We start from the raw sequence: 21,694 nt of genomic DNA, 5'->3' as shown, positions 1-21,694 counted from the left end.
CGACTTCAGCCTTCCTGTGTTTCGGTTGCGCGCGCGGTCGCACGTCGCAGGACCCGGCGAGTGAGTTCGTCGGCGAGGTGCCGCTTGTAGTCGACCGGACCGCGCTGGTCGGCAACGGGATCGCTGGCCAGGGCGGCAAGCCGGCCGGCCTCCACGAAGAGGTCTTCCCCGGGATGCCGGCCCCGGAGCACGGCCTCGGCTTCGGTGGCTGTTCCCACGATGCCCACGGCGGTGAGCCCGATCCTGACATCGTCGATCGTGCCGTCGGCGGCCAGTGTGACGGATGCCCCGGCGGCCACGACGGCCCAGTCGCCGACTCGGCGTTCGACCTTCTCATAGGCGCTGCCCGAACGCGCGCGGATCGGAATCCGCACTTCGCACAGCAGCTCGTTGTGGGCGACGGCCGTCTCGTACGGTCCGCGGTGGAACTCGCTCATGCTGAGCAGGCGCTCGCCCGCGGGACCGCGGACGACCGCCTGCGCTCCGAGCACCTTGCACACGGTGGAGAGGTCCTCGGCCGGATCGGCCTGGCACAGGGAACCACCGATGGTTCCGCGGTTTCGCACGGTGGGATCGGCGATCACCCGCTCGGCGTCGCCGACGATCGGGAAGAGCCGGGCGATCTCGGCGGACTCGAGAAGCGTTGAGTGCCGGGTCATCGCCCCGATGCGGAGGGTGTCCCCGTCCCGGAGCACGAAGTCGAGTTCGAACACATCGTTGAAGTCGACCAGACACTCGGGCCTGGCCAGCCGAAGCTTCATCATCGGGAGCAGGCTGTGCCCGCCCGCGACGACCCGGGACTCCGGGCCGTGACGTTCGAGGAGGGCGAGAGCATTGTCGACGGTGCTGGCACGCACGTAGTCGAAGGGAGCCGGGATTTGCACGATTGCCTCCACGTCGAAAGGTGCCTGACCGCAGCGTCAGACACGAATTGAGTCACACATTGCTCCGGGGCAATGCGGTTGTCAACGCGCGTCGCGGGCCGGCCGAGACCCGGAATCGGCTCGTGTCGGGGCGCTCAGAACGGCGGGCCGAAGTGCCGTGGTAACCGCACGAAAGAAGCCCCGGCGAAAATGCCGGGGCTTCGTGCACTGTCTCAACCAGCGCTCGTCCGGTATCAGCAAGGCCGATCCCGGAAGTCTGAGAGTCAGCCTACCGTCAGAGGACCGACCCGTCTGCCGGACCGAGGGCCCCGGAAGGCAAACCCAACTCGTGTTCGGCGACCGTTCGCACGAGTCCGCGCAGCCGTTTTGCGTCGCCGTACCGCACGATCGCGTGTGCGTTCAGCCCGTCGATGATCGCCAACAGCTGCCAGGCCACCGCATCCGGGTCGGCGGTCCGGAACTCCCCACGGGCGCAGCCGGTGGTCAGCAGTCCGGACAGGAAAGCCTGCCAGGCATCCATTTGCACGCCGACCTCAGCCGCCAGCGAGGCGTGGCGACGGCCGAGGCTCCAGGCGTCGAGCCAGACGGCGGTCACAGCGCTGCGTTCGGGACCGAGCAGCGTGTTGATCAGGGCCTGAAGCGTCGCCACCGACGTCTCGCAGGGCGCGAGCTCTTCGGCGACTTCCCCGATCTCGGCCGCGACGATCGCCCCGAATGTCGCCGCGACGAGAACGTCCATGCTCGGCTGGTAGTGGCTGACCAGGGCGGGAGTCACCCCGATCCGGGATGCGACCCCGCGCAGCGTGATGGCCGACAGGCCCTCGACGAGGGCGATCTCCCTCGCGGTGCGGGCGATCTCCGCCGCACGCTCGACCGGCGCCTTCCGGCGGGATGTGCTCTGAACGGTTGACATGAATCCACAGTCTATATATCTTTAGTCATCGTCTATTGATCAGTTGATCAATCAATTGGTGGATCCACACCTAACCTCACCAGGGAGACCCCTCATGCGCCTGATCCTTGCCCCCGGCATCGCCGAACCACTGACCCGCATCACGGACCAGGTCGGCCCGCCCCTCCGGGTCGGACTCGTGCAGCACCGCTGGCACGCCGATGAGGCCGAGCTGCGCGCGGAACTGGCCGAGGGCATCCGTGTGGCCGCCGCCCAGGGGGCCCGGGTCGTCTTCCTGCCCGAATTGACCCTGCGAAAGTACCCCGGCAACGCCCGGGCGGAGGGGGTGCCGAAACGCGGCGCCGAAGACCTGCTGACCGGGCCGACCTTCGCGCTCGCGGCCGAGCAGGCGCGGGTGCACGGGGTCGTCGTGCACGCGTCGCTGTATGAGAAGCCGGCCACGGACGACGCCCCGGACGACCCGCGCGGCTACAACACCGCGATCATGGTGTCGCCCGGCGGGCAGCTGATCGGCCGCACCCGAAAACTGCACATCCCGGTCACCGAGGGCTACTACGAGGACACCTGGTTCCGGCCGGGCCCGGCCGAGGAGGCGTATCCCGTGTACGCGCCGGAGGAGCTGGACGGCGCGCGGATCGGGCTGCCCACCTGCTGGGACGAGTGGTTCCCCGAGGTGTCCCGGCTCTACGGCCTCGCCGGAGCCCAGCTTCTCGTGTACCCCACCGCGATCGGCTCCGAGCCGGGCTTCCCGGCCCTCGACACCCAGCCCATCTGGCAGCAGGTCATCGTCGCCAACGGCATCACCAGCGGGCTGTTCATGGTGGTGCCCAACCGTCACGGCGACGAGGGCGACCTGACCTTCTACGGCTCCTCCTTCATTTCCGACCCCTACGGGCGGGTGCTCGTGCAGGCTCCCCGCGACGAATCCGCGGTGCTCGTCGCCGACCTGGACCTGGCCCAGCGGGAGGAGTGGCTCGCACTGTTCCCCTTTCTCGCCACCCGCCGCCCCGACAGCTATGCGGGGCTCACGGTTCCGGTCGACGCCGGGCATCCGTTCGGGGCGAGCAGCGCCGTGGCGCGCTCATGAGCTGGCGGATGCCGGCGGAGACCGCACCCCAGGACCGCGTGTGGATGGCGTTCCCGGTGGCGGGATACACCCTGGGTGACGGCCCGGAATCAGCCGACGAGGCACGCCGCAGCTGGGCCGCCGTCGCCCACGCGGTGCTCGAATTCGAGCCCGTCACCATGGTCGTCGAACCGTCCGAGCGCGCGTTGGCCGGTCGGTACCTGTCGTCGGAGGTGGAGATCATCGAGGCGCCGCTCGACGACGCCTGGATGCGTGACATCGGCCCGAGCTTCGTTCTGGGCGACGACGGCCGGCTCGGCGCCGTGGACTGGACGTTCAACGGCTGGGGCGCCCAGGACTGGGCGACCTGGGACAACGACGCCGGGATCGGGAGGCGGGTCACGACGGCCGCCGGGGCGACCGCGATCTCCTCGGTGCTCGTGAACGAGGGCGGCGGCATCCACGTCGACGGTGAGGGGACCGTGCTGGCCACCCTCAGCGTTCAACTGGACCCCGGCCGCAACCCCTATGCCGACCGGGCCCGGGTCGAGGCCGAATTCGCCCGCACCATCGGGGCCACCCGCGTGGTCTGGCTGCCCCGCGGGCTGACCCGCGACCAGGAGCGGTACGGCACCCGGGGCCACGTGGATATGGTCGCCGCCATCCCGTCACCGGGCACGGTGCTGGTGCACGCCCAGAACGACCCGGCCCACCCCGACTACGCCGTGACCCGGGAGCTCCGTGCCCTGCTCGCCGCATCGACGGATGCCGCGGGCCGGGCCTTCACCCTCGTCGACCTGCCGGCCCCGGCCGCCCTCACCGACGGCGACGGCTTCGTCGACTACAACTACGTGAACCATCTCGTCGTCAACGGCGGTGTGATCGCCTGCTCGTTCGGGGAGGAGACGGCCGACCGGGCCGCACGGGAGATCCTGGCCTCGGTGTACCCGGGCCGCACGGTCGTCTCCGTCGAAGCGCGGCCGTTGTTCGCCCGTGGCGGCGGCATCCACTGCATCACCCAGCAGCAACCCTCCGCACGCTAGTCTCCCGGCGCTTCGAGCTGCCCGCGGTGCGTCAGGACGGCGTCTGTGAACTGACCGAGTGGCGTAAGGCAGATGTTCAGGGGACTGTGGCAACATTGACAGGTTGGCCACAGCGCTACCGAATCGAGGAAGTTTGAAGTTCATCGTCGGGGAAACCCTCGTCTACCCGCACCACGGTGCGGTCACCCTTACCGAACTCTCCACCATAACCCTGAAAGGCGTCGAGCAACCGGCGATGACGCTCCGCGTTCACTCGTCGCAGCTCACCATTCAGCTGCCGATCGCGAACGCCGCACTCGTTGGAGTCCGCGACGTCATCGACGCTGCCGGGCTGGAAGAGGTGTACAAGGTTCTGCGGGACCCGTTCACCGAAGAAGCCACGAACTGGAGCCGCCGTTTCAAGGCCAACCAGGAAAAGATGGCCAGCGACAGCGTGACCCGCGTCGCCGAGGTCGTCCGCGACCTGTGGCGCCGGGAACAGGACGGCGGCGTATCCGCCGGTGAGAAGCGGATGCTCGCCAAGTCCCGTCAGCTGCTGGAATCCGAGCTGGCACTGGCGCTCGGCACGTCCCCGGAGGACACCGTGGTGGCGTTGAACGAGGTGCTCTCCGGAGCCCTCACCGAGGTCGCCTAGACCTTTCAGGATTCGCCGAACCGTGAGTTAACCCCCTGAACGGTCGTGAAAAGGGGTCGGAGCTCACGGTTCGGCGTGCTTAACGGGGCCTGGTCGGCGGTCGAGGCTTACCCGGCCAGTGCGGCCAGGGCGTCTTGCGCGCGCGTCATCGAGGCGCCGAGCCCCCAGAGGGCAGACAGCCGGTCCAGTTCGGCGGCCTGTTCCCGGCTGCTGACCCGGATGCGCGCATCGAACGGGGTCAGGGGGAGGTCTCGCACCACCTTGACCACCGCCGGGGCGACGCTCAGATAGTCGCCCGCGGCGGCGATCCTGGCGCGCACGGGCGGTGCCATCCCGGACCTCGGTCTGCCGCTGCAGCGACGATGCCGTCAAGGGTCCCGTAGGAGGACAACAGCGTGGCCGCCGTCTTCTCGCCCACGCCGGGCACCCCGGGAAGCCCGTCCGAGGGGTCTTCGCGCAGCGCCGCGAAATCGGCGTACTGCATCGGGGCGACCCCGTACCGGGCCGTGAGCGCGGCATCCGTCAGGACCTCGAGCCGGGCCATGCCGCGACCGGTGTAGATCATCCGCACGTCGCGGGTGTCATCGACCAGCTGGAACAGGTCGCGGTCACCCGTGACGACATCGACGGGAATCCGGGAGTGCGATACCAGTGTGCCGATGACGTCGTCTGCCTCGTGGTGCGGGGAACCGACCACCGGCACGCCGAGTGCGCCCAGTACTTCGCGAATGACCGGTACCTGAGGTATCAGCAGGTCGGGGACTTCCTCGAGCAGAGGACCTCCCCCCGCCGGCTGCACCCCGGCGACCCGGTGGGTCTTGTACGTCGGGATGAGATCAACGCGCCACTGCGGACGCCAGTCGTCGTCCCAGCAGGCCACGATTTCGCTTGGCCGGAACTCGGACGCGAGTCGTGCGATGATGTCGAGCAGACCCCGGACGGCGTTCACCGGTATCCCGTTCGGTGCCCGCACGGTGTCGGGCAGGGCGCGAAACGCCCGAAAGTACAGTGCGGCGGTGTCGAGGAGCATCCCGCGCTCGCGTGGAGCGGTCACGGCGGCATCCTCCCACAGTCGGAACGAAATCGTGCGGCGGCTCAGCTCGGCGACTCTGATCGGCGGCGAATCTGCGCGGATCGGCCGAGGGCAATGCCAGGCTGTACTCGCGTGCGGCAGCTGGAGCGTCGCACTACGGCAGATTTCATCGTGAAAGAAGAAGTGCACTGTGGACATGCGACTCGAACTGGTTCCGTTGCCCCCGACGGACGTGGACGGCATCCGCTACGCCTATTTCAGCGATCCTGACGGCAACCCCAGGGCGCGGCCGCAGCTCGCCCGACGATGAGACCGCGCGTCCGAGCGCTGTCCTGACATCGCCTCGAAGGGGTGTCGGGCCGTGCACACTCCGGCTACCGTTGTGCCCAGCAGTCAGGCGCACCTCGCGGAAACGGAGGATCAGATGAGTACGGATGGTCGTGCACGGGTGATCGTACGAGACGGACCCTGGGGCTTTGCCTTTCTCTTGGCGTATATCGGGGCCGCCATCTACTTCGTCTCTGTCTCGGACGGCTCGTTCTGGGGCGTCATCCTCGGACTGTTGCAGGCGATCGTCTGGCCCGTCTACGTCGTCTACCACGTACTTGTTCTGATCGGGGCCTGACAATTCCCATCTCGGGTGCTCCCTCTACAGCGTGTCGCACGACCAGATCACGTTGATGGCGCCGAGTCTGCAGCGCGCCGAGGACGAGTGCACGATCACGGACGTGTTCGAGGACCTCAAGCGCTGCCTTCGATTGCGGTACGAGACGCGTGATCGTTCCCGCCGGCCCGACCCGGTACCCTGATCGAGATCGAGGCGGGAGCTGCGATCCCTGGTTCCCCATCCCGGCTCGGGTGACCGGGTGACAGCAAACGAAGAAGCCCCAGTCGCAGGACTGGGGCTTCTTCGTTGTCACTTCGACTGCTCAGTCGAGTAGTGGCTGCTGAGTCAGTGGCTCAGGGCCGGTTCCTCGAACTGGTTCATCGTGTTGTTCTTGCCACCGGCCTTCAGCGCGGCCTCGCCGGCGAAGTACTCCTTGTGGTTGTCACCGAGGTCGGATCCAGACATGTTCTGGTGCTTGACCGTTGCGATTCCCTCGCGGATTTCGCGACGCTGCACGCCCTTCACGTAGGCCAGCATGCCCTGGTCGGCGAAGTAGCCCTTGGCCAGATCATCGGTGGAGAGTGCTGCCGTGTGGTACGTCGGCAGGGTGATGAGGTGGTGGAAGATGCCGGCCTCGGCAGAGCCGTCGCGCTGGAACGTGCGGATGCTCTCGTCGGCGATCTGGGCGAGCTCGGTCTCGTCGTAGGCGACGCTCATGAGCTTGGCCCGGTCGTAGGCCGACACGTCCTTGCCCTCGGCGAGGAGGTTGTCGTACGCCTGCTGGCGGAAGTTGAGGGTCCAGTTGAACGACGGGCTGTTGTTGTAGACCAGCTTGGCGTTCGGGATCACCTTACGAACTTCGTTCATCATTCCGGCGATCTGGGCGACGTGCGGCTTCTCGGTCTCGATCCAGAGCAGGTCAGCGCCGTTCTGCAGCGAGGTGATGCTGTCGAGCACGCACCGGGCCTCGCCGGTGCCTTGGCGGAACTGGAACAGGTTGCTGGCCAGACGCTTGGGGCGCAGCAGCTTCCCGTCGCGCTTGATGACGACGTCCCCGTTGCCCAGGTCGGCCTCGGTTATCTCGTCGACGTCGAGGTAGGAGTTGTACTGGTCGCCGAGGTCACCGGGCTGGTACGTCACAGCGAGCTTCTGCGTCAGGCCGGCACCGAGCGAGTCGGTGCGCGAGACGATGATGCCGTTGTCGATGCCCAGCTCGAGGAACGCGTACCGCACGGCGTTGATCTTCGCGATGAAGTCCTCGTGCGGGACGGTGACTTTGCCGTCCTGGTGGCCGCACTGCTTCTCGTCCGAGACCTGGTTCTCGATCTGGATCGCGCAGGCACCGGCCTCGATCATCTTCTTGGCCAGCAGGTACGTCGCCTCGGGGTTGCCGAAGCCGGCGTCGATGTCGGCGATGATCGGCACCACGTGGGTCTCGTAGTTGTCGATCTGGTCCTGAATGGCCGCGATCTTGGCGTCGTCACCGGCGCCGCGGGCCCCATCCAGGGCGGTGAAGAGCAGGTCCAGCTCGCGGGCGTCGGCCTGGCGGAGGAAGGTGTAGAGCTCCTCCACGAGGGCGGGAACGGCCGTCTTCTCGTGCATGGACTGGTCGGGCAGCGGGCCGAACTCGCTCCGCAGGGCGGCTACCATCCAGCCGGAGAGGTACAGGTAGCGCTTGTTCGTGGTCTTCAGGTGCTTCTTGATCGAGATCATCTTCTGCTGGCCGATGAAGCCGTGCCAGACGCCGAGGGACTGCGTGTAGACGGAGGAGTCCGCGTCGTATTCCTCCATGTCTTTGCGCATGATGTCGGCGGTGTACTGGGCGATCTCGAGGCCGGTCTTGAACCGGTTCTGGGCGCGCATCCGCGCAACGGATTCGGGGTTGATGGCATCCCAGCTGCTTCCGAACGCATTCTTGAGGGCTTCGACTGCCTCGGTGTCGTCTTGATAGATGGTCATGTGCATTCCTTCGACGTTGAATTGTGCAGAGCACTGGTCGGCTGTATCGGCGGCCCGATATTGGCTGCTACATGAAGACTGCGGCAATAGCAACAGGTCTTCGTCAAGATTCGGAACAGAACTTTTGCGTTTCTTCTTCGACTGAGAAGAAAAGCGCCGAAAGTCGCCCCATTGGGCAATCTGAGGCCTCTGCCGCGTTTGAGACCCCATCCGAACCGGTGAAGTACTTGAACCTACAAGTAAACCCTGTTAGGTTGAAGCTACAAGTAATTTGCGGGCACGCTCGCATCGATAGACAGGACGCCATCATGACCGTTTCACTTGACGACCGCCTTCTCGCCCCCGAGACCTCGATGGGCGCGGTGACCCTGCGGGTCGCCGACCTCGAGGGGATGTCGAGCTACTACTCACGGGCCTTCGCGATGGAGCCCGTGGCGGAGCGCACCCGGGACCGCGAGGTGCACCGCGTTCTCGGCCGCGGGCTCACGCCGCTCGTGCGCCTGGTCCACACCCCGGATCTGCCCGGTGTCGACCCGCGTCAGGCAGGCCTGTTTCACACCGCCTTCCTCTTCGAGAGCCCCGCCAGTCTCGCCGCGACCGTCTACCGGGCGACGCAGGACCCGCGCAGCCGATTCGTGGGATCGAGTGACCACCTTGTCAGCGAGGCATTCTACTTCACCGACCCCGAGGGCAACGGCGTCGAGCTGTACGTCGACAGGGACCGCGACCAGTGGGTTCGCCACGGCAACGAGATCCGGATGGCCACCGAGTATCTCGACCCCAACGTCTATCTGAAGAGACACCTGACCGAGGAGACGCTGGATGCCGCCGTGTCGCAGGCGGGCACGGTGGGACACGTACACCTGCAGGTGGGGGATCTGCACACCGCCCGCGCCTTCTACGTCGACGCGCTCGGCTTTGAGACGACCCAGACCGAGTACCCCGGGGCGCTCTTCGCGTCGGCGGGCGGCTACCACCACCACATCGCGATGAACGTCTGGAACAGCCGCGGCTCGGGACCGCGCGCGGCCGGCCTCGGACTCGGCGACGTGGCGGTGACCGTTCCGGACACCGCGGATCTGGAGTCCCTCACGGCCCGTCTGCGGGCCCGATCGATCCCGTTCGGCAGCAACGGTCGTTCCGTGACCGTCACCGACCCGTGGGGCACACACGTCACCGTCGCGCTGCCCGACCTGACCACCGACGAGTTGATGGCCCGGTGATCAGTCCGCTGCGTGACGTGCGCTCACCCGGATGGCCCGCCCACGCCACCGCCGAATCCGCCGTCGCTCTCCTGCTGCACGGCTTCGGCTCGAATGAGCGCGACCTGACCGGCCTCATCCCGGCGCTCTGCCTGCGACTGCCGTGGGCGTCCCTGCGCGCGCCGGTCGAACTGGGATCCGGCGGCGCAGCGTGGTTCACGATCACCACGCCGGGAAGCCCCGAGCCTCAACCCGTGGCTGACGCAACGGACGCGATCTGGGCCTGGGTCGACACACATGTGGATGCCCGCACCCGGGTGATCCCCATCGGTTTCTCCCAGGGCGGCCTGATGGCCAGCCAGCTCCTGCGAACACGACCCGAGCGCATACTCGCCACGGTCGTGCTCGGCGGATTCGTGCTGGGGGCAGCACAGCCAGGCGACGGTATCCTCGCAGCGATCCTGCCGCCCGTGTTCTGGGGGCGCGGCGCCCTGGATCGAGTCATCGCGGAACCTGCGATCGCGCGCACGACCGCTTACCTGCCGCGTCACTCGTCCCTCGTGGAACGAGTGTACCCGGGGCTGGCGCACGGCATCGATGGCGCCGAGATCGGCGACGTGCGAGAGTTCCTCACCACCCACGTCGGCGGAGGCGCCGTCAGCCCGCGCGCCCCTGACTGAAGGCCACGAGGCGCGACTGCATCTCACCGTCGGGGGTTGCGACCGGCACCTTCCTATTGTTGCGCAGGGCCCTGGCGACGTTCACAGCGGTGTCCACTGCTGAGCGGTACAGCAGGGAGCCGGAGCTCACACGCCTCACGCCCAACGCCCCAGCTCGGCCACTGTCAGTAAGGGATGTGCGAGAATATTGAGAGGCAGACCGATCCCCGCGGCGATGCTCCGGATGTCCTCCGTGCCGCAATTCCGGGGACGAAGATCCCGTCGGCCCCTGCGCCGGCGTAGGCCCGGGCACGGAGCAGGACTGCATCCACAGAGGCCTGTTCGGCGAACCAAAATTGTCCACCCTCGCATTGATGAACACGTCCGGGCTGTGTCTCTTCGCCACAAGATCCGCGATCTCGACGGGGTCGTCGGAGTAGCCGTCCTCGATGTCCGCCGTGACGTGGACGGGCAGGAGACACATGTGCGCCGCAAGCGCGGATGTTGCCACCATGCGGGCCCGCCCGCCATCGGGCGGGCCCGCCCGCCATCGGGCAGGCCCGCGCTGGCCGCAATGCCAAAGCTGGTGGTGTCGACGGCGGGGACACGGAGGACACCCAGAGCGCGCAAGCTCTTTCCGAATGGATGCCGGAATCTCGAAGAATTTCTTTGCTGGCCGTTGTCCCGCTAGCCTCCCAGGAGTAGTTTCGACCGAAGGTGGGGCGGTGCGCTGGCTCACTCGACGCCAGGCGGGCCGCCTCTTGAGGAAAGGAAGAGTCATGAAACGCATGGCCATTGGGTGCGTCGTCGCACTCGGGCTCGTCTTCGTCGGCGTCAGTTCCGCTCAGGCCGGCGAGACCAGCGGTAACGGGAAACCGGTCCCCGGTGCAGAGAAGGCCAGTTCGGTTTGCGCCTATTCGGGTCGGGACCTGCCCGACGCACAGGAGAACCAGCCGCCCCAGTTCAACGATGACTTCGTCACCGACGGGCGGGTGCAGAGTTACGGGCGGTATGTCAGCCACGGCTTCAAGGACGCTGTACCCAGCCCGGGCGAAGCCTGCCGCGGCAACGTGGAGTTTGCGGAATAACCTGCCGTTCGACGGCGCAACGGCTCCGGATCGGCACCGGAGCAACTCCAGGACCGGGGTGGTTTTCAACCATCTCGGTCCTTCCTCGCTCCAGACTGCGACGAAGAATCGACCCAGCGAGGGCGACCCGGTTCTCCGGGCAGGCCGTTTGGCCACCCGGCGACATCTCGCATCCGGGCATGAAAAAAAGGCCGTGCAACGAATAATCCGATGTCACGACCTATTTCTCAATAAAGCTCGAAGTGCTCCGAACTTCTCTGTGTGCCCGAGGGGGGACTTGAACCCCCACGCCCATAAGGGCACTAGCACCTCAAGCTAGCGCGTCTGCCATTCCGCCACCCGGGCCGGGTGTTTCAGTGGCCGTTCCCGGCCGCCGAATAGACAATCTAGCACGGATTTTCACGCCATCCGGCCGCCGGCACCGTCGCCAGCCGATAGTGCGGCCCGGTAGCGTGAAACCCATGCTTTCCTCCGCTGAAGATGCCCCCGCCGCAGACCGACTGGACCTGACTGCCGAGATCGCTCGCGACCTGATCCGCTTCGACACGACCAACTACGGTGAAGGCCGTTCCAACGGCGAGACGGATGCCGCCGAGTACGTCGCCGCCAACCTCCGCGGCCTCGGTCTCAGCCCCGAGCTTTTCGACCCGGAACCCGGCCGCACGAGCGTCGTCGTGCGGGTCCCCGGCCGCGACCGAAGCCGCGGCGCGCTCGTTGTCCACGGCCACCTGGACGTCGTCCCCGCCGACCCGGACAACTGGTCGGTGGACCCGTTCGCGGGTGTGATCAAGGACGGGCTGCTGTGGGGCCGCGGGGCCGTGGACATGAAGAACATGGACGCCATGATCCTCGCGTCCCTGCAGGACATCCTCGGGGCAGGCAGCGAGCCGGCCCGGAACCTGGTCGTCGCGTTCTTCGCCGACGAGGAAGCCGGGGGAGTGCTGGGCTCACACCACCTCGTCGACACCCGCCCCGAGCTCTTCGCCGGCGCCACCGAGGCCATCAGCGAAGTGGGCGGCTACTCGATCACGCTCGGCGGACGGCGCGCTTACCTGCTGCAGACGGGGGAGAAGGCCCTGATCTGGATCAAGCTGGTCGCCCGGGGTGACGCCGCACACGGATCCCGGCTGATCCACAACAACGCCGTGACCAGGCTTGCCGAGGCCGTTGCCAAGGTGGGCCGTCGCAACTGGCCCATCCGCCTGACCGACACCACCAGCCAGCTGCTGGCCGAGCTGGCCCGGGTTCTGGGGGTCGACCCTCAGCGCGTCGGCCCCGACGAACTGGCCCTGGCCACCGGGACCGCGTCCGGCTTCATCCAGGCGAGCCTGCGCACGACCACCAATCCGACCGTGCTGCAGGCCGGCTACAAGCACAACGTGATCCCTGACCGGGCCGAGGCGCTGATCGACATCCGCACCCTGCCGGGCGACGAAGACGCCGTGCTGGCCGAAGTCGCCGCGCTGGTCGGCCCGGAGATCGAAATCGTGATCATGCACCGCGACATCGGCCTGGAGACCGAGTTCGGCGGGCCGCTCGTCGACGCGGTCGTGGAGACCCTGGGACGGCACGACCCGGGAGCCCCCGTGCTGCCCTACCTGCTCTCGGCCGGCACCGACAACAAGGCCCTCAGCACGCTGGGAATCAAGGGCTACGGATTCGCACCCCTGAAACTGCCCGCGGATCTCGATTTTCCGGCGATGTTCCACGGCGTCGATGAGCGCGTGCCGCTCGACGCGTTAGTGTTTGGCAGGCGGGTTCTGACCGATCTGCTTTCGAACTACTGACCAGCAAAGCGGGCGGCTTGTGAATTTCATCAACGCAATGATCCTTGGACTCGTGCAGGGACTGACCGAGTTTCTCCCGGTCTCGTCGAGTGCGCACATCCGTATCGTCGGGGAGTTCCTGGGCACCGGGGCCGACCCGGGGTCACGGTTCACGGCGATCATCCAGATCGGCACCGAGGCCGCCGTGGTGATCTTCTTCTGGCGCGACATCGTGCGCATCATCGGGCAGTGGGCGAAGTCCCTCGTCGGCAAGGTGCCGCGCATGGATCCCGATGCCCGGATGGGCTGGCTGATCATCTTCGGCTCCCTGCCGATCATCGTTCTCGGGCTGCTGTTCCAGGACCAGATCGAATCATCTCTGCGCAACCTCTGGATCACCGCCACGGTGTTGATCGTCTTCGGCGTCCTGCTGGGTATCGCCGACTTCGTCGGGGCGAAGCGTCGCCGCCTGAAAGACCTCACGGTGCCGCACGGCGTCATCTACGGGTTCGCCCAGGCACTCGCGCTGATCCCCGGGGTCTCCCGTTCCGGCGGCACCATCACCGCGGGCCTGTTCATGGGCTACGAGCGTCGCGCTGCGGCCCGCTACGCCTTCCTGCTGGCGATTCCCGCGGTCCTCGGCAGCGGCTTCTACCAGATGTACAAGTCCATCGCCAAGCCGTGCCTAAAGGGCGCGACCAACTGCACCCCGGAGATATTCGGGCCGTGGGAGACTTTGGTGGCCACGCTGATCGCGTTCGTCGTAGCCCTGTTCGTGATCCGGTTCTTCATGAACTACATCTCCCGACGCAGCTTCCTTCCGTTCGTGATCTACCGCATCGCCCTGGGGTTCCTGCTGATGGGCCTGTTGGCGACGAACACCATCGCGGCGTAGTTAGGCTGGGGGGATGCGCGCCTGGCAACGACCCGAAATCCCCCCACTCCCCGGTCAGTCCGGCGCACCCTGGCTGCACGACACCGCCGCCGACGTGCTGGTCGAGGCACGCCCCACGGATGTCGCGCGCCTCTACGTGTGCGGAATCACCCCCTACGACGCCACCCACCTCGGGCATGCCGCCACCTACCTGGCCTTCGACACCCTGCAGCGGATCTGGCTGGACGGCGGCTACCGGGTGCACTACGCCCAGAACGTCACCGACGTCGACGACCCGCTGCTCGAGCGGGCCGCCGCAACCGGAGTCGACTGGCAAGAGCTCGCGGAATCCCAGGTGGACCTGTTCCGCACCGATATGGAGGCGCTGGGGATACTGCCCCCGAACGACTACGTCGCCGTGACCGAGGTCATCGACGAGATCGCCGATGCGGTCTCCCAGCTCTGGGATTCCGGCGTCGCCTACGCCGTTCCGACTTCCGGCGCGGCTGGCTCAGACATCTACTTCGACATTTCCGCGGCCGAGGGCAAGGCGCCGTGGAAACTCGGCGACGAGAGCAACCTCGCTCGTGGCGATATGCTCGCCCTGTTCGCGGAGCGCGGCGGAGACCCCGACCGCCCGGGCAAGCGGGATGCGCTCGACCCGCTGCTCTGGCGCTCAGCGCGGCCGGACGAGCCGTCCTGGCCGTCCCGGGTCGGGGCCGGCCGGCCCGGCTGGCACATCGAATGCTCGGTGATCGCCCTCAAGGAACTCGGCACGGACTTCACCGTGCAGGGCGGGGGGAGCGACCTGATCTTCCCCCACCACGACATGAGTGCCGGGCACGCGGCAGCCCTGTCGGGTCATCCCCTCGCTGGCGTCTACAGCCACACCGGGATGGTCGCCTACCAGGGCGAGAAAATGAGCAAGTCACTGGGCAACCTGGTGCTCGTGTCGGCGCTGCGCGCGGCCGGCACCGACCCCCGAGCCATCCGCCTGGCCCTGCTGGCAGAGCACTACCGCACCGACTGGGAATGGACCGACCAGCACCTGCTGCGGGCAGAGTCGCGTCTCGCAGCCTGGAGCGTCGCCTTCGGCCCCGGTCACGTGGTCGGCGTCGTGGACACGCAAACGGTCATCGCCCAGCTCAGGCTGACCCTGGGTGCCGATCTGGACACCCCCGGCGCGCTGAGCATCCTGGACGACGCCGTTCTCAGCCCGGTCACCGAACCGGCGCTGCTGGCCGTGGCCATCGACGCCCTGCTCGGCGTGGCGCTCTGACCGCATTGAAGGCCCGCGACCCGCACTGAAGGCCCGGCGACCTTCTGCCTGCGTCTACTGCTGGCGCGGCCCGTCGGGGCCGGAACGACCCTCACGGCCATCCGGGCGGCCGTCGCGCCCGTCGCCGCGCTTACGAAGGTACTTCTCGAATTCCTGCGCGATCGCCTCACCGCTGGCCTCGGGGGAGTCGACCGTGTCTCGGGCCTGTTCGAGCTGCGCGATGTACGCGGCCATCTCGTCGTCTTCCGCGGCGAGGGTGTCGATGCCGCTCTGCCACTCCTCGGCCTCGGTGACGAGGTCACCACGGGGGATCACGACGTCGATGATCTCCTCCAGTTTGTCGATCAGGGCGAGCATCGCCTTGGGGGAGGGCGCGTTGTGCACGTAGTGGGGAACGGATGCCCAAATCGAGAGAGTCGGAATCCCGACCTCCTCCGCAGCGATCGCAAGCACGCTCAGGATGCCGACGGGGCCCTCGTAGGTGCTGCGTTCGATCTGCAGTTCCATCCGCACCTGCGGGTTGTCGCTGGAGACGAAGATGGAGATCGGCCGGGTGTGGGGCACATCCGCCAGCATCGCGCCGAGGAAGACGATGCCTCCGACGTCGGCCGCGAGGGCCGCATCCAGGATCTCCGCGGCGAAGCTCTTCCAACTGCGGGACGGCTCCGTACCGAGGAGCAGGTAAATGTTGCCCGCGTTCGTGCCGCTCACCCGCAGTTCGGCGTCGGCGGCCAGGGGCGCCCCGGCCTCGGCGGGGGTGGTCGGCCCGTAGAGCACGGCGCCCGGCCACTCGAGCTTGCGGCGGCCGTCTTCTCCACCTGCGGAAATCGTGGGCCGGTTGAACTGGTAGTCGAAATAGGTTTCCGGGTCGATCTCCATCAGCGGAGCGACATCGAGCAGGTCTTTCAGGGTGTCCACAGCGCCGGTCGCCGCCTCACCGGCGTCATTCCAGCCTTCGAACGCCACCACCAGGAGTCGCCCGTTGAGGAACCCATTAGCCTCTGTCACTGTCTGAAACCCCGTTCGACTGGTGGTGCCCCGCGCGGCGCACCATCAGTCAAGGATAGGCCGTGCCCCTTACACTTGAACCCCGTGAACCTGATCCGAACGAATTCCGTCCTGCCCGCGGCCGTGCTCTGGGATATGGACGGGACCATCGTCGACTCCGAGCCATACTGGATGCGCGCCGAGACGGAGCTGGTGGAGTCCTTCGGGGGAGTCTGGACCCACGACGACGGGATGCTGCTGGTCGGGGCCGGGCTCTGGGGTTCGGCATCCATCCTGCAGGGACGCGGCGTCGAACTCGACGCCGAGGTGATCGTGCAGACGCTGACCGACCGGGTTCAGGAACTCCTCCAGGAGCTCGGCGCCCCCTGGCGCCCCGGCGCGCTGGAGATGCTGACCGCGCTCAAGGGTGCGGGGATACCGATGGCCCTCGTGACCTCGTCGGTGGAACGGATGGCGCGCCAGGTCGCCGACTTCGTCGGCTTCCCCGCCTTCGATGCCATCGTCGCCGGGGACATGGTTGCCAACAGCAAGCCGCACCCCGAGGCCTATCTGTCCGCTGCCGGGCGGCTGCGCGTCGACGCGGGCCGGTGCATGGCCGTGGAAGACTCCGTGCCGGGCATCGCCGCGGCGGTGGCCTCCGGGGCGGTCGTCCTCGGGGTACCGCACATGGTCACCCTGCCGGAAAGCGCGCACTACGACCTCTGGTCGACCCTGTCCGGCCGTTCCCTCGACGGGTTCACCGACCTGTTCGGCGCCCGCCGCGGCTCCGCCGCACTGCCACTGACTGTGACCGATTCTGAATGAGCCAAGAACAAGGACGTAATCCACGCATGAGCGACAACCAGGTCATCCAGAACAGCGGACCCTTTCGGATCGGTGACCGGGTGCAGCTGACCGGCCCCAAGAACAAACTGAACACGATCACCCTGGAACCGGGGAAGGTGTTCCACACTCACCGCGGCATCCTGGCCCACGACGACATCATCGGCCTCCCAGACGGGTCGGTCGTCACGAACAACGTCGGGGTGGAGCACCTGGCCCTGCGCCCGCTGCTGAACGACTTCGTGATGTCGATGCCGCGCGGCGCGGCGATCATCTACCCCAAGGACGCCGCCCAGATCATCGCCCAGGCGGACATCTTCCCCGGCGCGACGGTGGTCGAAGCCGGCGTCGGTTCCGGGGCGCTGTCGCTGTGGCTGCTGCGCGCCATCGGCCCGGCGGGCCGGCTGGCGTCGTTTGAACGACGCGGCGAGTTCGCGGATGTCGCGCGCGATAACATCGCCACCTTCCTCGGGCACGACCCGTTGAACTGGTCGATCACCCTCGGTGACCTCGCGGACACCCTGCCGGGCACCATGCCCTCTCAGAGTGTGGACCGGGTCGTGCTCGACATGCTCGCCCCATGGGAGTGCCTCGAGGCGGTCTCCGAGGCCCTCAAGCCCGGGGGAGTGCTGCTCTGCTACGTGGCCACCGTGACCCAGCTCTCCCGGGTGGCCGAGGCCATCCGCGGCACCGGGCTCTACACCAACCCGGACTCCAACGAGACGATGGTGCGGGGCTGGCACGTCGAGGGTCTCGCCGTACGCCCGGATCACCGCATGATCGGCCACACCGGTTTTCTGATCACCGCCCGACGCCTCGCGCCGGACACGATTCTGCCCGAACTCAAACGCCGGCCGTCCAAGACCGACTTCTCCGACGCGGACGTGGAGGCCTGGACTCCGGGCGCCCTCGGCGAACGCAGCGTGAGCTCGAAGGTCATGCGCAAACGCGTGCGGATCGCGGAGTCGGGCGCGGCCATCTCCAAGGCCAGGGACCTCAACCCGGGCGAGCCCGCGACCGTGCCCTCTGGCGTGGCCTCGGACGCCGACGAGGCCACCCCCGACGCCGGATAGGATTATATCGGCCTGCCATCGGGCCACGGCACTTTCCCGCACCATCCAGCACTTATTGCGCCCCAGACTGAAATGAGAACTCGTGCGTAGAGCTTCTGCCCTCATCGCCTCGGCAGGACTGCTGGTCGCGGCCCTCACCGGCTGCAGCACCACCGGTTCGGCCGCGGACTGCGACGCTCCCGTTTCGGCGGGTGCCGCAACGAAGCTCGTCACGGTAGACGGCGACTTCGGCAAGGCCCCCACGGTCGACTTCCCCACGCCGGTGAAGACCACGACCACCCAGGCCAGCGAGGTCATCGACGGCAGCGGGGCGGGCCTCGTTCACGGCCAGCAGGTCACGCTCGAACTCAGCATCTACAACGGAACCACGGGCGCCGTGATCGAAAAGAGCGCGTATGACGGCACCTCGCAGACGAACTATGTTCTGGCCGATGCCCCGCTCAAGGGCCTGACGGACGGCCTCCTCTGCGCCCAGGTGGGATCGAGAATGGTCGTCGTCGTCGCTCCGGAAGACGCTTTCGGGCCGCAGGGCGGCAGCGAACAGTTCGGTGTGGGCAAGGACGATTCCTTGATCTTCGTCGCCGATGTCGTCAAGGCCTACCTGCCGCGCGCCGACGGCGCCAGCCAGCCCGTGGCGAACGGTCTCCCGGCCGTCGTGCTGGCCGAGGACGGCACGCCCGGCATCACCATCCCGTCCGGTGCTCCGCCGGCGAAACTGCAGATCGGTGTCCTCAAGAAGGGGAACGGCGCGGAGGCGGCCGAGGGTGACAACGTCACCGTGCACTACACCGGAGTCGTCTGGGACCAGAAGACCGTCTTCGACTCGAGCTGGGCCAACGGCGCACCGGCCACTCTCGTGGCGGCGGTCGGATCAGCGACGCAGGCCGGGGTCATCCCCGGGTTCGCGAAGGCTCTCATCGGGCAGACGGTCGGCTCCCAGATCGTCGCGGTCATCCCTCCGGACGAGGGGTACGGCGACTCGGCACAGGGCTCGATCCCGGCCGGATCGACGCTGGTCTTCGTCGTCGACATCCTCGGCATCGGCTAAACCCCGCGACGGGGACGGGCCGATAGACTCGCAGCGTGCCGCCCATTCCCGATCAACCCAGCCGTGTTTCGGTCGAAGAACGCCTGTTCAGCCTCGTACTCGCGCTGATCGCGACCGAGATCGGGCTGACGAAGGCCGACATCCTGTCCAATGTCCAGGGCTACCGCCAGCGGTATGCCCCGGGCGGGGACAACGCCAGCCTCGAGCGCCAGTTTGAGCGGGACAAGGACGACATCCGCGAACTGGGCATCCCGCTCGAGACCGTGGAGCCGCCTGACGACCCCGGCAGCAACCACCATCTGCGCTACCGGATCCCCAAAGGCCTCTACGACCTCCCGGCGGACGTGTCCTTCAGCGCCGAAGAGCTGACCCTGCTCAAGCTCGCGTCGACCGTGTGGCGGGAAGGGTCGCTGTCCGCGGAATCGAGGCGAGCCCTGACCAAGCTCCACTCGCTGGGCGTTGACGCGAGCGATCCCGTGCTCGGCTATTCCCCCTCCCTCCGCGTGAGGGAGGCCTCGTTCGAACCGCTCAGCAAAGCCATGGACCGCGGCCACGTGGTCTCCTTCCTCTACCTCAAACCGGGCGAGGAATCGCCGCGCCGACGCCGGGTCGCCCCGCAGGCCGTCGTGCTGCACGACGGTCGCTGGCATCTCTTCGGCCGGGACACGGAGGCCGACGCGACCCGCACGTTCCTGCTGTCGCGCATCGTCGGTCCGGTGGTCACCGTGCCCGGTGAATCCTTCGTGCCGGACGGCGACGGCAAAGGGCAGGAAGCCCTGCGGGAACTCGACGCGCTGTGGCACGCGCAGGTCGCCGAGGTCACGGTGCGTCCCGGCAGCGATGCCGCGGTCCGGCTCTCCAAACGAAGCTCCGGGAACACCGATCCCGCCGCCGTGTCGGCCATCGCGCTGCACTATACGGATCTCAATGTGCTCGCGGACGAATTGGCCGGTTACGGACCCGAGGTGCTCGTGCGTTCTCCGGCGTCGCTCCGGGACGCGGTCCTGACTCGCCTCATCGGTGTGAGGGACGCCCACACCGACCCGTCCAGCACCGACCCGTCCAGCACCGACCCGTCCAGCACCGACCCCGCCGGCACCGACCCGTCCAGCGAGGGAGAACCGAGATGAGCGCCCTCGTCATGCCCGGAGCATCCGACAAGCTGACTTTCCTCCTGTCGCTGGTTCCCTACCTGATGGACCGAGACAGCATCAGTGTCACGGATGTCGCCGATCACTTCGGTGTGGCGCCGCAACTCGTCCGCGACGCGGTGAGTCTGATTGCGGTGTCGGGCGTCCCCGGAGAGAGCCGGCAGTACCAGCACGGCGACCTCTTCGACATCCACTGGGAGGAGTTCGAGACCAACGACACCATCGCCCTCACCCACCTCGTGGCCATCGACGACTCCCCGCGATTCTCGGCCCGCGAGGCCGCCGCTTTGATCGCAGGACTCCAATATCTGTCCTCGCTGCCGGAGAACGCCGACAGCGAGGCGATCGCCTCACTGATGGCGAAGCTCACCCGCAGCGCTTCCGCCGCTCCCACCCAGGTCGCCGTAGCCCGCACCGATTCGGGCACCGCGATCACGATCATCCAGTCCGCGGTCCGCGACGGGGTGCAAGTCGAATTCGATTACCTCAACGCCCGGGGCACGCAGGAGAAGCGGCGGGTCGATCCGTGGCGCGTCGAATCCGTTGACCGTGACTGGTACCTGCGCGGCTGGTGCCACCTGCGCGGCGCCATCCGCACCTTCCGGCTTGACCGGATGAGCGACCTGCAGACCACTACGCTGCCGACCACCCCGCGCCCCGATGATGTCGTCCTTCCGGAGAACCTGTTCGAGGGGTCTGCCTCCGACCTCGACGTCGTGGTCGAACTGCCGATATCGGCCGTGCCCCTGCTGGCCGACTTCTCCCCGCAGAGGGCTGAAACGGATAGCGGCCTCCCCGCCGAGCAGGTGCGCCTGACCGTCAGGGTGGCGCACTATCACGGGCTGAAGCGGCTCGTCTCCGGGCTTGCCGGAGTCGTGACCGTCGTCGGCCCGGCCGAGGCGCGGAAAGCGGTGCGGGACTGGGCCGGTGCGGGCGTACAGGCCTACGACGAGGCGCCTGACTGGGCCACTGGCGACGACAATGCCCCGCCAGTCGGGGGGATCCGCTGATGCCTTGGTGGTCATGGGCCCTGATCTGGAGCGGGCTGATTCTCGGCCTCCTCGGCACACTGGCCTGGTTCGGCTTCAGCCTGTTCAAGAAGCTGATGGCCACGGTGGACGCGCTCAGGGACCTGGGCGACCAGGTGGCCGCGTTGGGCCGGGACCAGGCCCCGCCGGAGCAGGCTCAATTCCGGCCGGGAATCTTCCAGAACCGTGAGGACCTCCAGCTCGCCGTCGAGCTCCTCCGCGATGAGCGGCAGCACCGCCGACAGGCGCGTCGGGACTCCTTGATCGCCAGAGGTAAACTGTTGCAACATGTTCCCTTGAACCGAAGGACAGACCCTGATGCTTAACAACCTGACCGGATGGCACTTCCTGATCATCCTCGTCATCGTTCTGCTTCTGTTCGGCGCCCCCAAGCTTCCCGGCCTCGCCCGCAGCCTCGGTCAGTCGATGAAGATCTTCAAGAACGAGATCAAGAGCGACAAGGACGAAACCGACCTGGCGCCCCACGCTGACGGTTCCACGAAGGCCGCGGGGCCGTCGGACCCCACGACGAAGTCGTAGTCCGTGGCGGGGCGTAC

22 protein-coding genes, 1 tRNA gene and 1 pseudogene are annotated in these 21,694 nt (G+C 67.4%); 18 read left to right on the top strand and 6 right to left on the bottom strand.

Features of this window, described 5'->3' with window-relative positions:
- Positions 1–5 precede the first annotated feature (5 nt).
- Positions 6–884, bottom strand: coding sequence for a xanthine dehydrogenase family protein subunit M (locus E3T37_RS12355; protein ID WP_134367215.1), 879 nt, complete (start codon positions 882–884; stop codon positions 6–8).
- A gap of 274 nt (positions 885–1,158) precedes the next feature.
- A complete protein-coding gene (locus tag E3T37_RS12350) occupies positions 1,159–1,797 on the bottom strand; it encodes a TetR/AcrR family transcriptional regulator (RefSeq protein ID WP_134367213.1) in 639 nt (212 codons plus the stop codon).
- A 94-nt stretch (positions 1,798–1,891) separates the two neighbouring features.
- Here E3T37_RS12350 and E3T37_RS12345 point away from each other — a divergent pair, with 94 nt between their 5' ends.
- From E3T37_RS12345 to E3T37_RS12335, 3 genes are all read left to right on the top strand, one after another.
- The gene (locus tag E3T37_RS12345; RefSeq protein WP_134367211.1) at positions 1,892–2,884 is read left to right on the top strand and encodes a nitrilase-related carbon-nitrogen hydrolase; all 993 of its coding nucleotides are present in this window, start codon (positions 1,892–1,894) and stop codon (positions 2,882–2,884) included.
- Positions 2,881–3,906 carry an agmatine/peptidylarginine deiminase gene (locus tag E3T37_RS12340; RefSeq protein WP_134367209.1) on the top strand — a complete coding sequence of 342 codons (1,026 nt, stop codon included), beginning with the start codon at positions 2,881–2,883 and terminating at the stop codon, positions 3,904–3,906. The genes E3T37_RS12345 and E3T37_RS12340 overlap by 4 nt, the downstream gene beginning before the upstream one ends.
- Before the next feature lie 133 nt (positions 3,907–4,039).
- Complete coding sequence (locus E3T37_RS12335; RefSeq protein ID WP_134367207.1) at positions 4,040–4,540, top strand: CarD family transcriptional regulator; 501 nt, start codon at positions 4,040–4,042, stop codon at positions 4,538–4,540.
- Between the two features lie 107 nt (positions 4,541–4,647).
- Here E3T37_RS12335 and E3T37_RS12330 read toward each other — a convergent pair.
- Positions 4,648–5,570 (bottom strand): annotated as a pseudogene (locus E3T37_RS12330) (5'-3' exonuclease H3TH domain-containing protein).
- 193 nt (positions 5,571–5,763) lie between these two features.
- Here E3T37_RS12330 and E3T37_RS12325 point away from each other — a divergent pair.
- Positions 5,764–5,883 (top strand): VOC family protein, encoded by a 120-nt coding sequence (locus E3T37_RS12325; protein WP_134367205.1) that lies wholly within the window; start codon positions 5,764–5,766, stop codon positions 5,881–5,883.
- 114 nt (positions 5,884–5,997) lie between these two features.
- Entirely contained in the window at positions 5,998–6,198 is a 201-nt protein-coding gene (locus E3T37_RS12320) for a hypothetical protein (protein ID WP_134367203.1), read from the top strand.
- Positions 6,199–6,525: 327 nt separating this feature from the next.
- On the opposite strand, the gene E3T37_RS12315 is transcribed toward E3T37_RS12320, so the two are convergent.
- Positions 6,526–8,139, bottom strand: a complete 1,614-nt coding sequence (locus E3T37_RS12315; RefSeq protein ID WP_134367201.1) for an isocitrate lyase — start codon at positions 8,137–8,139, stop codon at positions 6,526–6,528.
- A gap of 308 nt (positions 8,140–8,447) precedes the next feature.
- Between E3T37_RS12315 and E3T37_RS12310 the strand changes: the two genes are divergently transcribed.
- From E3T37_RS12310 to E3T37_RS12300, 3 genes are all read left to right on the top strand, one after another.
- Positions 8,448–9,362 carry a VOC family protein gene (locus E3T37_RS12310; RefSeq protein WP_134367199.1) on the top strand — a complete coding sequence of 305 codons (915 nt, stop codon included), beginning with the start codon at positions 8,448–8,450 and terminating at the stop codon, positions 9,360–9,362.
- Entirely contained in the window at positions 9,359–10,021 is a 663-nt protein-coding gene (locus tag E3T37_RS12305; protein WP_160141125.1) for an alpha/beta hydrolase, read from the top strand. The genes E3T37_RS12310 and E3T37_RS12305 overlap by 4 nt, the downstream gene beginning before the upstream one ends.
- Positions 10,022–10,779: 758 nt before the next feature.
- A complete protein-coding gene (locus E3T37_RS12300; RefSeq protein ID WP_134367195.1) occupies positions 10,780–11,088 on the top strand; it encodes a hypothetical protein in 309 nt (102 codons plus the stop codon).
- A 262-nt stretch (positions 11,089–11,350) separates the two neighbouring features.
- Here the strand turns inward: E3T37_RS12300 and E3T37_RS12295 are convergent.
- Positions 11,351–11,433: transfer RNA gene (locus E3T37_RS12295), tRNA-Leu, on the bottom strand.
- 116 nt (positions 11,434–11,549) lie between these two features.
- Here E3T37_RS12295 and E3T37_RS12290 point away from each other — a divergent pair.
- From E3T37_RS12290 to mshC, 3 genes are read left to right on the top strand one after another with little or no spacing between them, the layout of a single operon-like run.
- On the top strand, positions 11,550–12,875 hold the full coding sequence (locus tag E3T37_RS12290) for a M20/M25/M40 family metallo-hydrolase (protein ID WP_134367193.1): 1,326 nt from the start codon (positions 11,550–11,552) through the stop codon (positions 12,873–12,875).
- Positions 12,876–12,894: 19 nt separating this feature from the next.
- Positions 12,895–13,749 (top strand): undecaprenyl-diphosphate phosphatase, encoded by an 855-nt coding sequence (locus E3T37_RS12285; protein ID WP_134367191.1) that lies wholly within the window; start codon positions 12,895–12,897, stop codon positions 13,747–13,749.
- Positions 13,750–13,762: 13 nt separating this feature from the next.
- The gene (gene mshC / locus E3T37_RS12280) at positions 13,763–15,007 is read left to right on the top strand and encodes a cysteine--1-D-myo-inosityl 2-amino-2-deoxy-alpha-D-glucopyranoside ligase (RefSeq protein ID WP_134367189.1); all 1,245 of its coding nucleotides are present in this window, start codon (positions 13,763–13,765) and stop codon (positions 15,005–15,007) included.
- 54 nt (positions 15,008–15,061) lie between these two features.
- Here mshC and E3T37_RS12275 read toward each other — a convergent pair whose 3' ends face one another.
- Positions 15,062–16,015, bottom strand: a complete 954-nt coding sequence (locus E3T37_RS12275) for a proteasome assembly chaperone family protein (RefSeq protein ID WP_134367188.1) — start codon at positions 16,013–16,015, stop codon at positions 15,062–15,064.
- An 84-nt stretch (positions 16,016–16,099) separates the two neighbouring features.
- Between E3T37_RS12275 and E3T37_RS12270 the strand changes: the two genes are divergently transcribed.
- From E3T37_RS12270 to tatA, 7 genes are all read left to right on the top strand, one after another.
- The gene (locus E3T37_RS12270; RefSeq protein ID WP_255572859.1) at positions 16,100–16,819 is read left to right on the top strand and encodes an HAD family phosphatase; all 720 of its coding nucleotides are present in this window, start codon (positions 16,100–16,102) and stop codon (positions 16,817–16,819) included.
- Between the two features lie 26 nt (positions 16,820–16,845).
- On the top strand, positions 16,846–17,910 hold the full coding sequence (locus E3T37_RS12265; protein ID WP_134367186.1) for a tRNA (adenine-N1)-methyltransferase: 1,065 nt from the start codon (positions 16,846–16,848) through the stop codon (positions 17,908–17,910).
- Positions 17,911–17,992: 82 nt separating this feature from the next.
- Positions 17,993–18,958 carry an FKBP-type peptidyl-prolyl cis-trans isomerase gene (locus E3T37_RS12260; protein ID WP_134367185.1) on the top strand — a complete coding sequence of 322 codons (966 nt, stop codon included), beginning with the start codon at positions 17,993–17,995 and terminating at the stop codon, positions 18,956–18,958.
- A 35-nt stretch (positions 18,959–18,993) separates the two neighbouring features.
- Complete coding sequence (locus E3T37_RS12255) at positions 18,994–20,088, top strand: YafY family protein (RefSeq protein ID WP_134367183.1); 1,095 nt, start codon at positions 18,994–18,996, stop codon at positions 20,086–20,088.
- A complete protein-coding gene (locus E3T37_RS12250) occupies positions 20,085–21,119 on the top strand; it encodes a YafY family protein (protein ID WP_134367181.1) in 1,035 nt (344 codons plus the stop codon). The genes E3T37_RS12255 and E3T37_RS12250 overlap by 4 nt, the downstream gene beginning before the upstream one ends.
- Complete coding sequence (locus E3T37_RS12245) at positions 21,119–21,463, top strand: hypothetical protein (RefSeq protein WP_134367179.1); 345 nt, start codon at positions 21,119–21,121, stop codon at positions 21,461–21,463. Before E3T37_RS12250 ends, E3T37_RS12245 begins: the two co-directional genes overlap by 1 nt.
- On the top strand, positions 21,456–21,677 hold the full coding sequence (gene tatA, locus E3T37_RS12240) for a twin-arginine translocase TatA/TatE family subunit (protein ID WP_134367177.1): 222 nt from the start codon (positions 21,456–21,458) through the stop codon (positions 21,675–21,677). Before E3T37_RS12245 ends, tatA begins: the two co-directional genes overlap by 8 nt.
- The last annotated feature ends 17 nt before the right edge of the window (positions 21,678–21,694 follow it).

This window comes from Cryobacterium sp. TMT2-10, from assembly GCF_004403075.1.
Taxonomy (GTDB): domain Bacteria; phylum Actinomycetota; class Actinomycetes; order Actinomycetales; family Microbacteriaceae; genus Cryobacterium; species Cryobacterium shii.
This window is presented reverse-complemented; position numbering and strand designations above follow the sequence as displayed.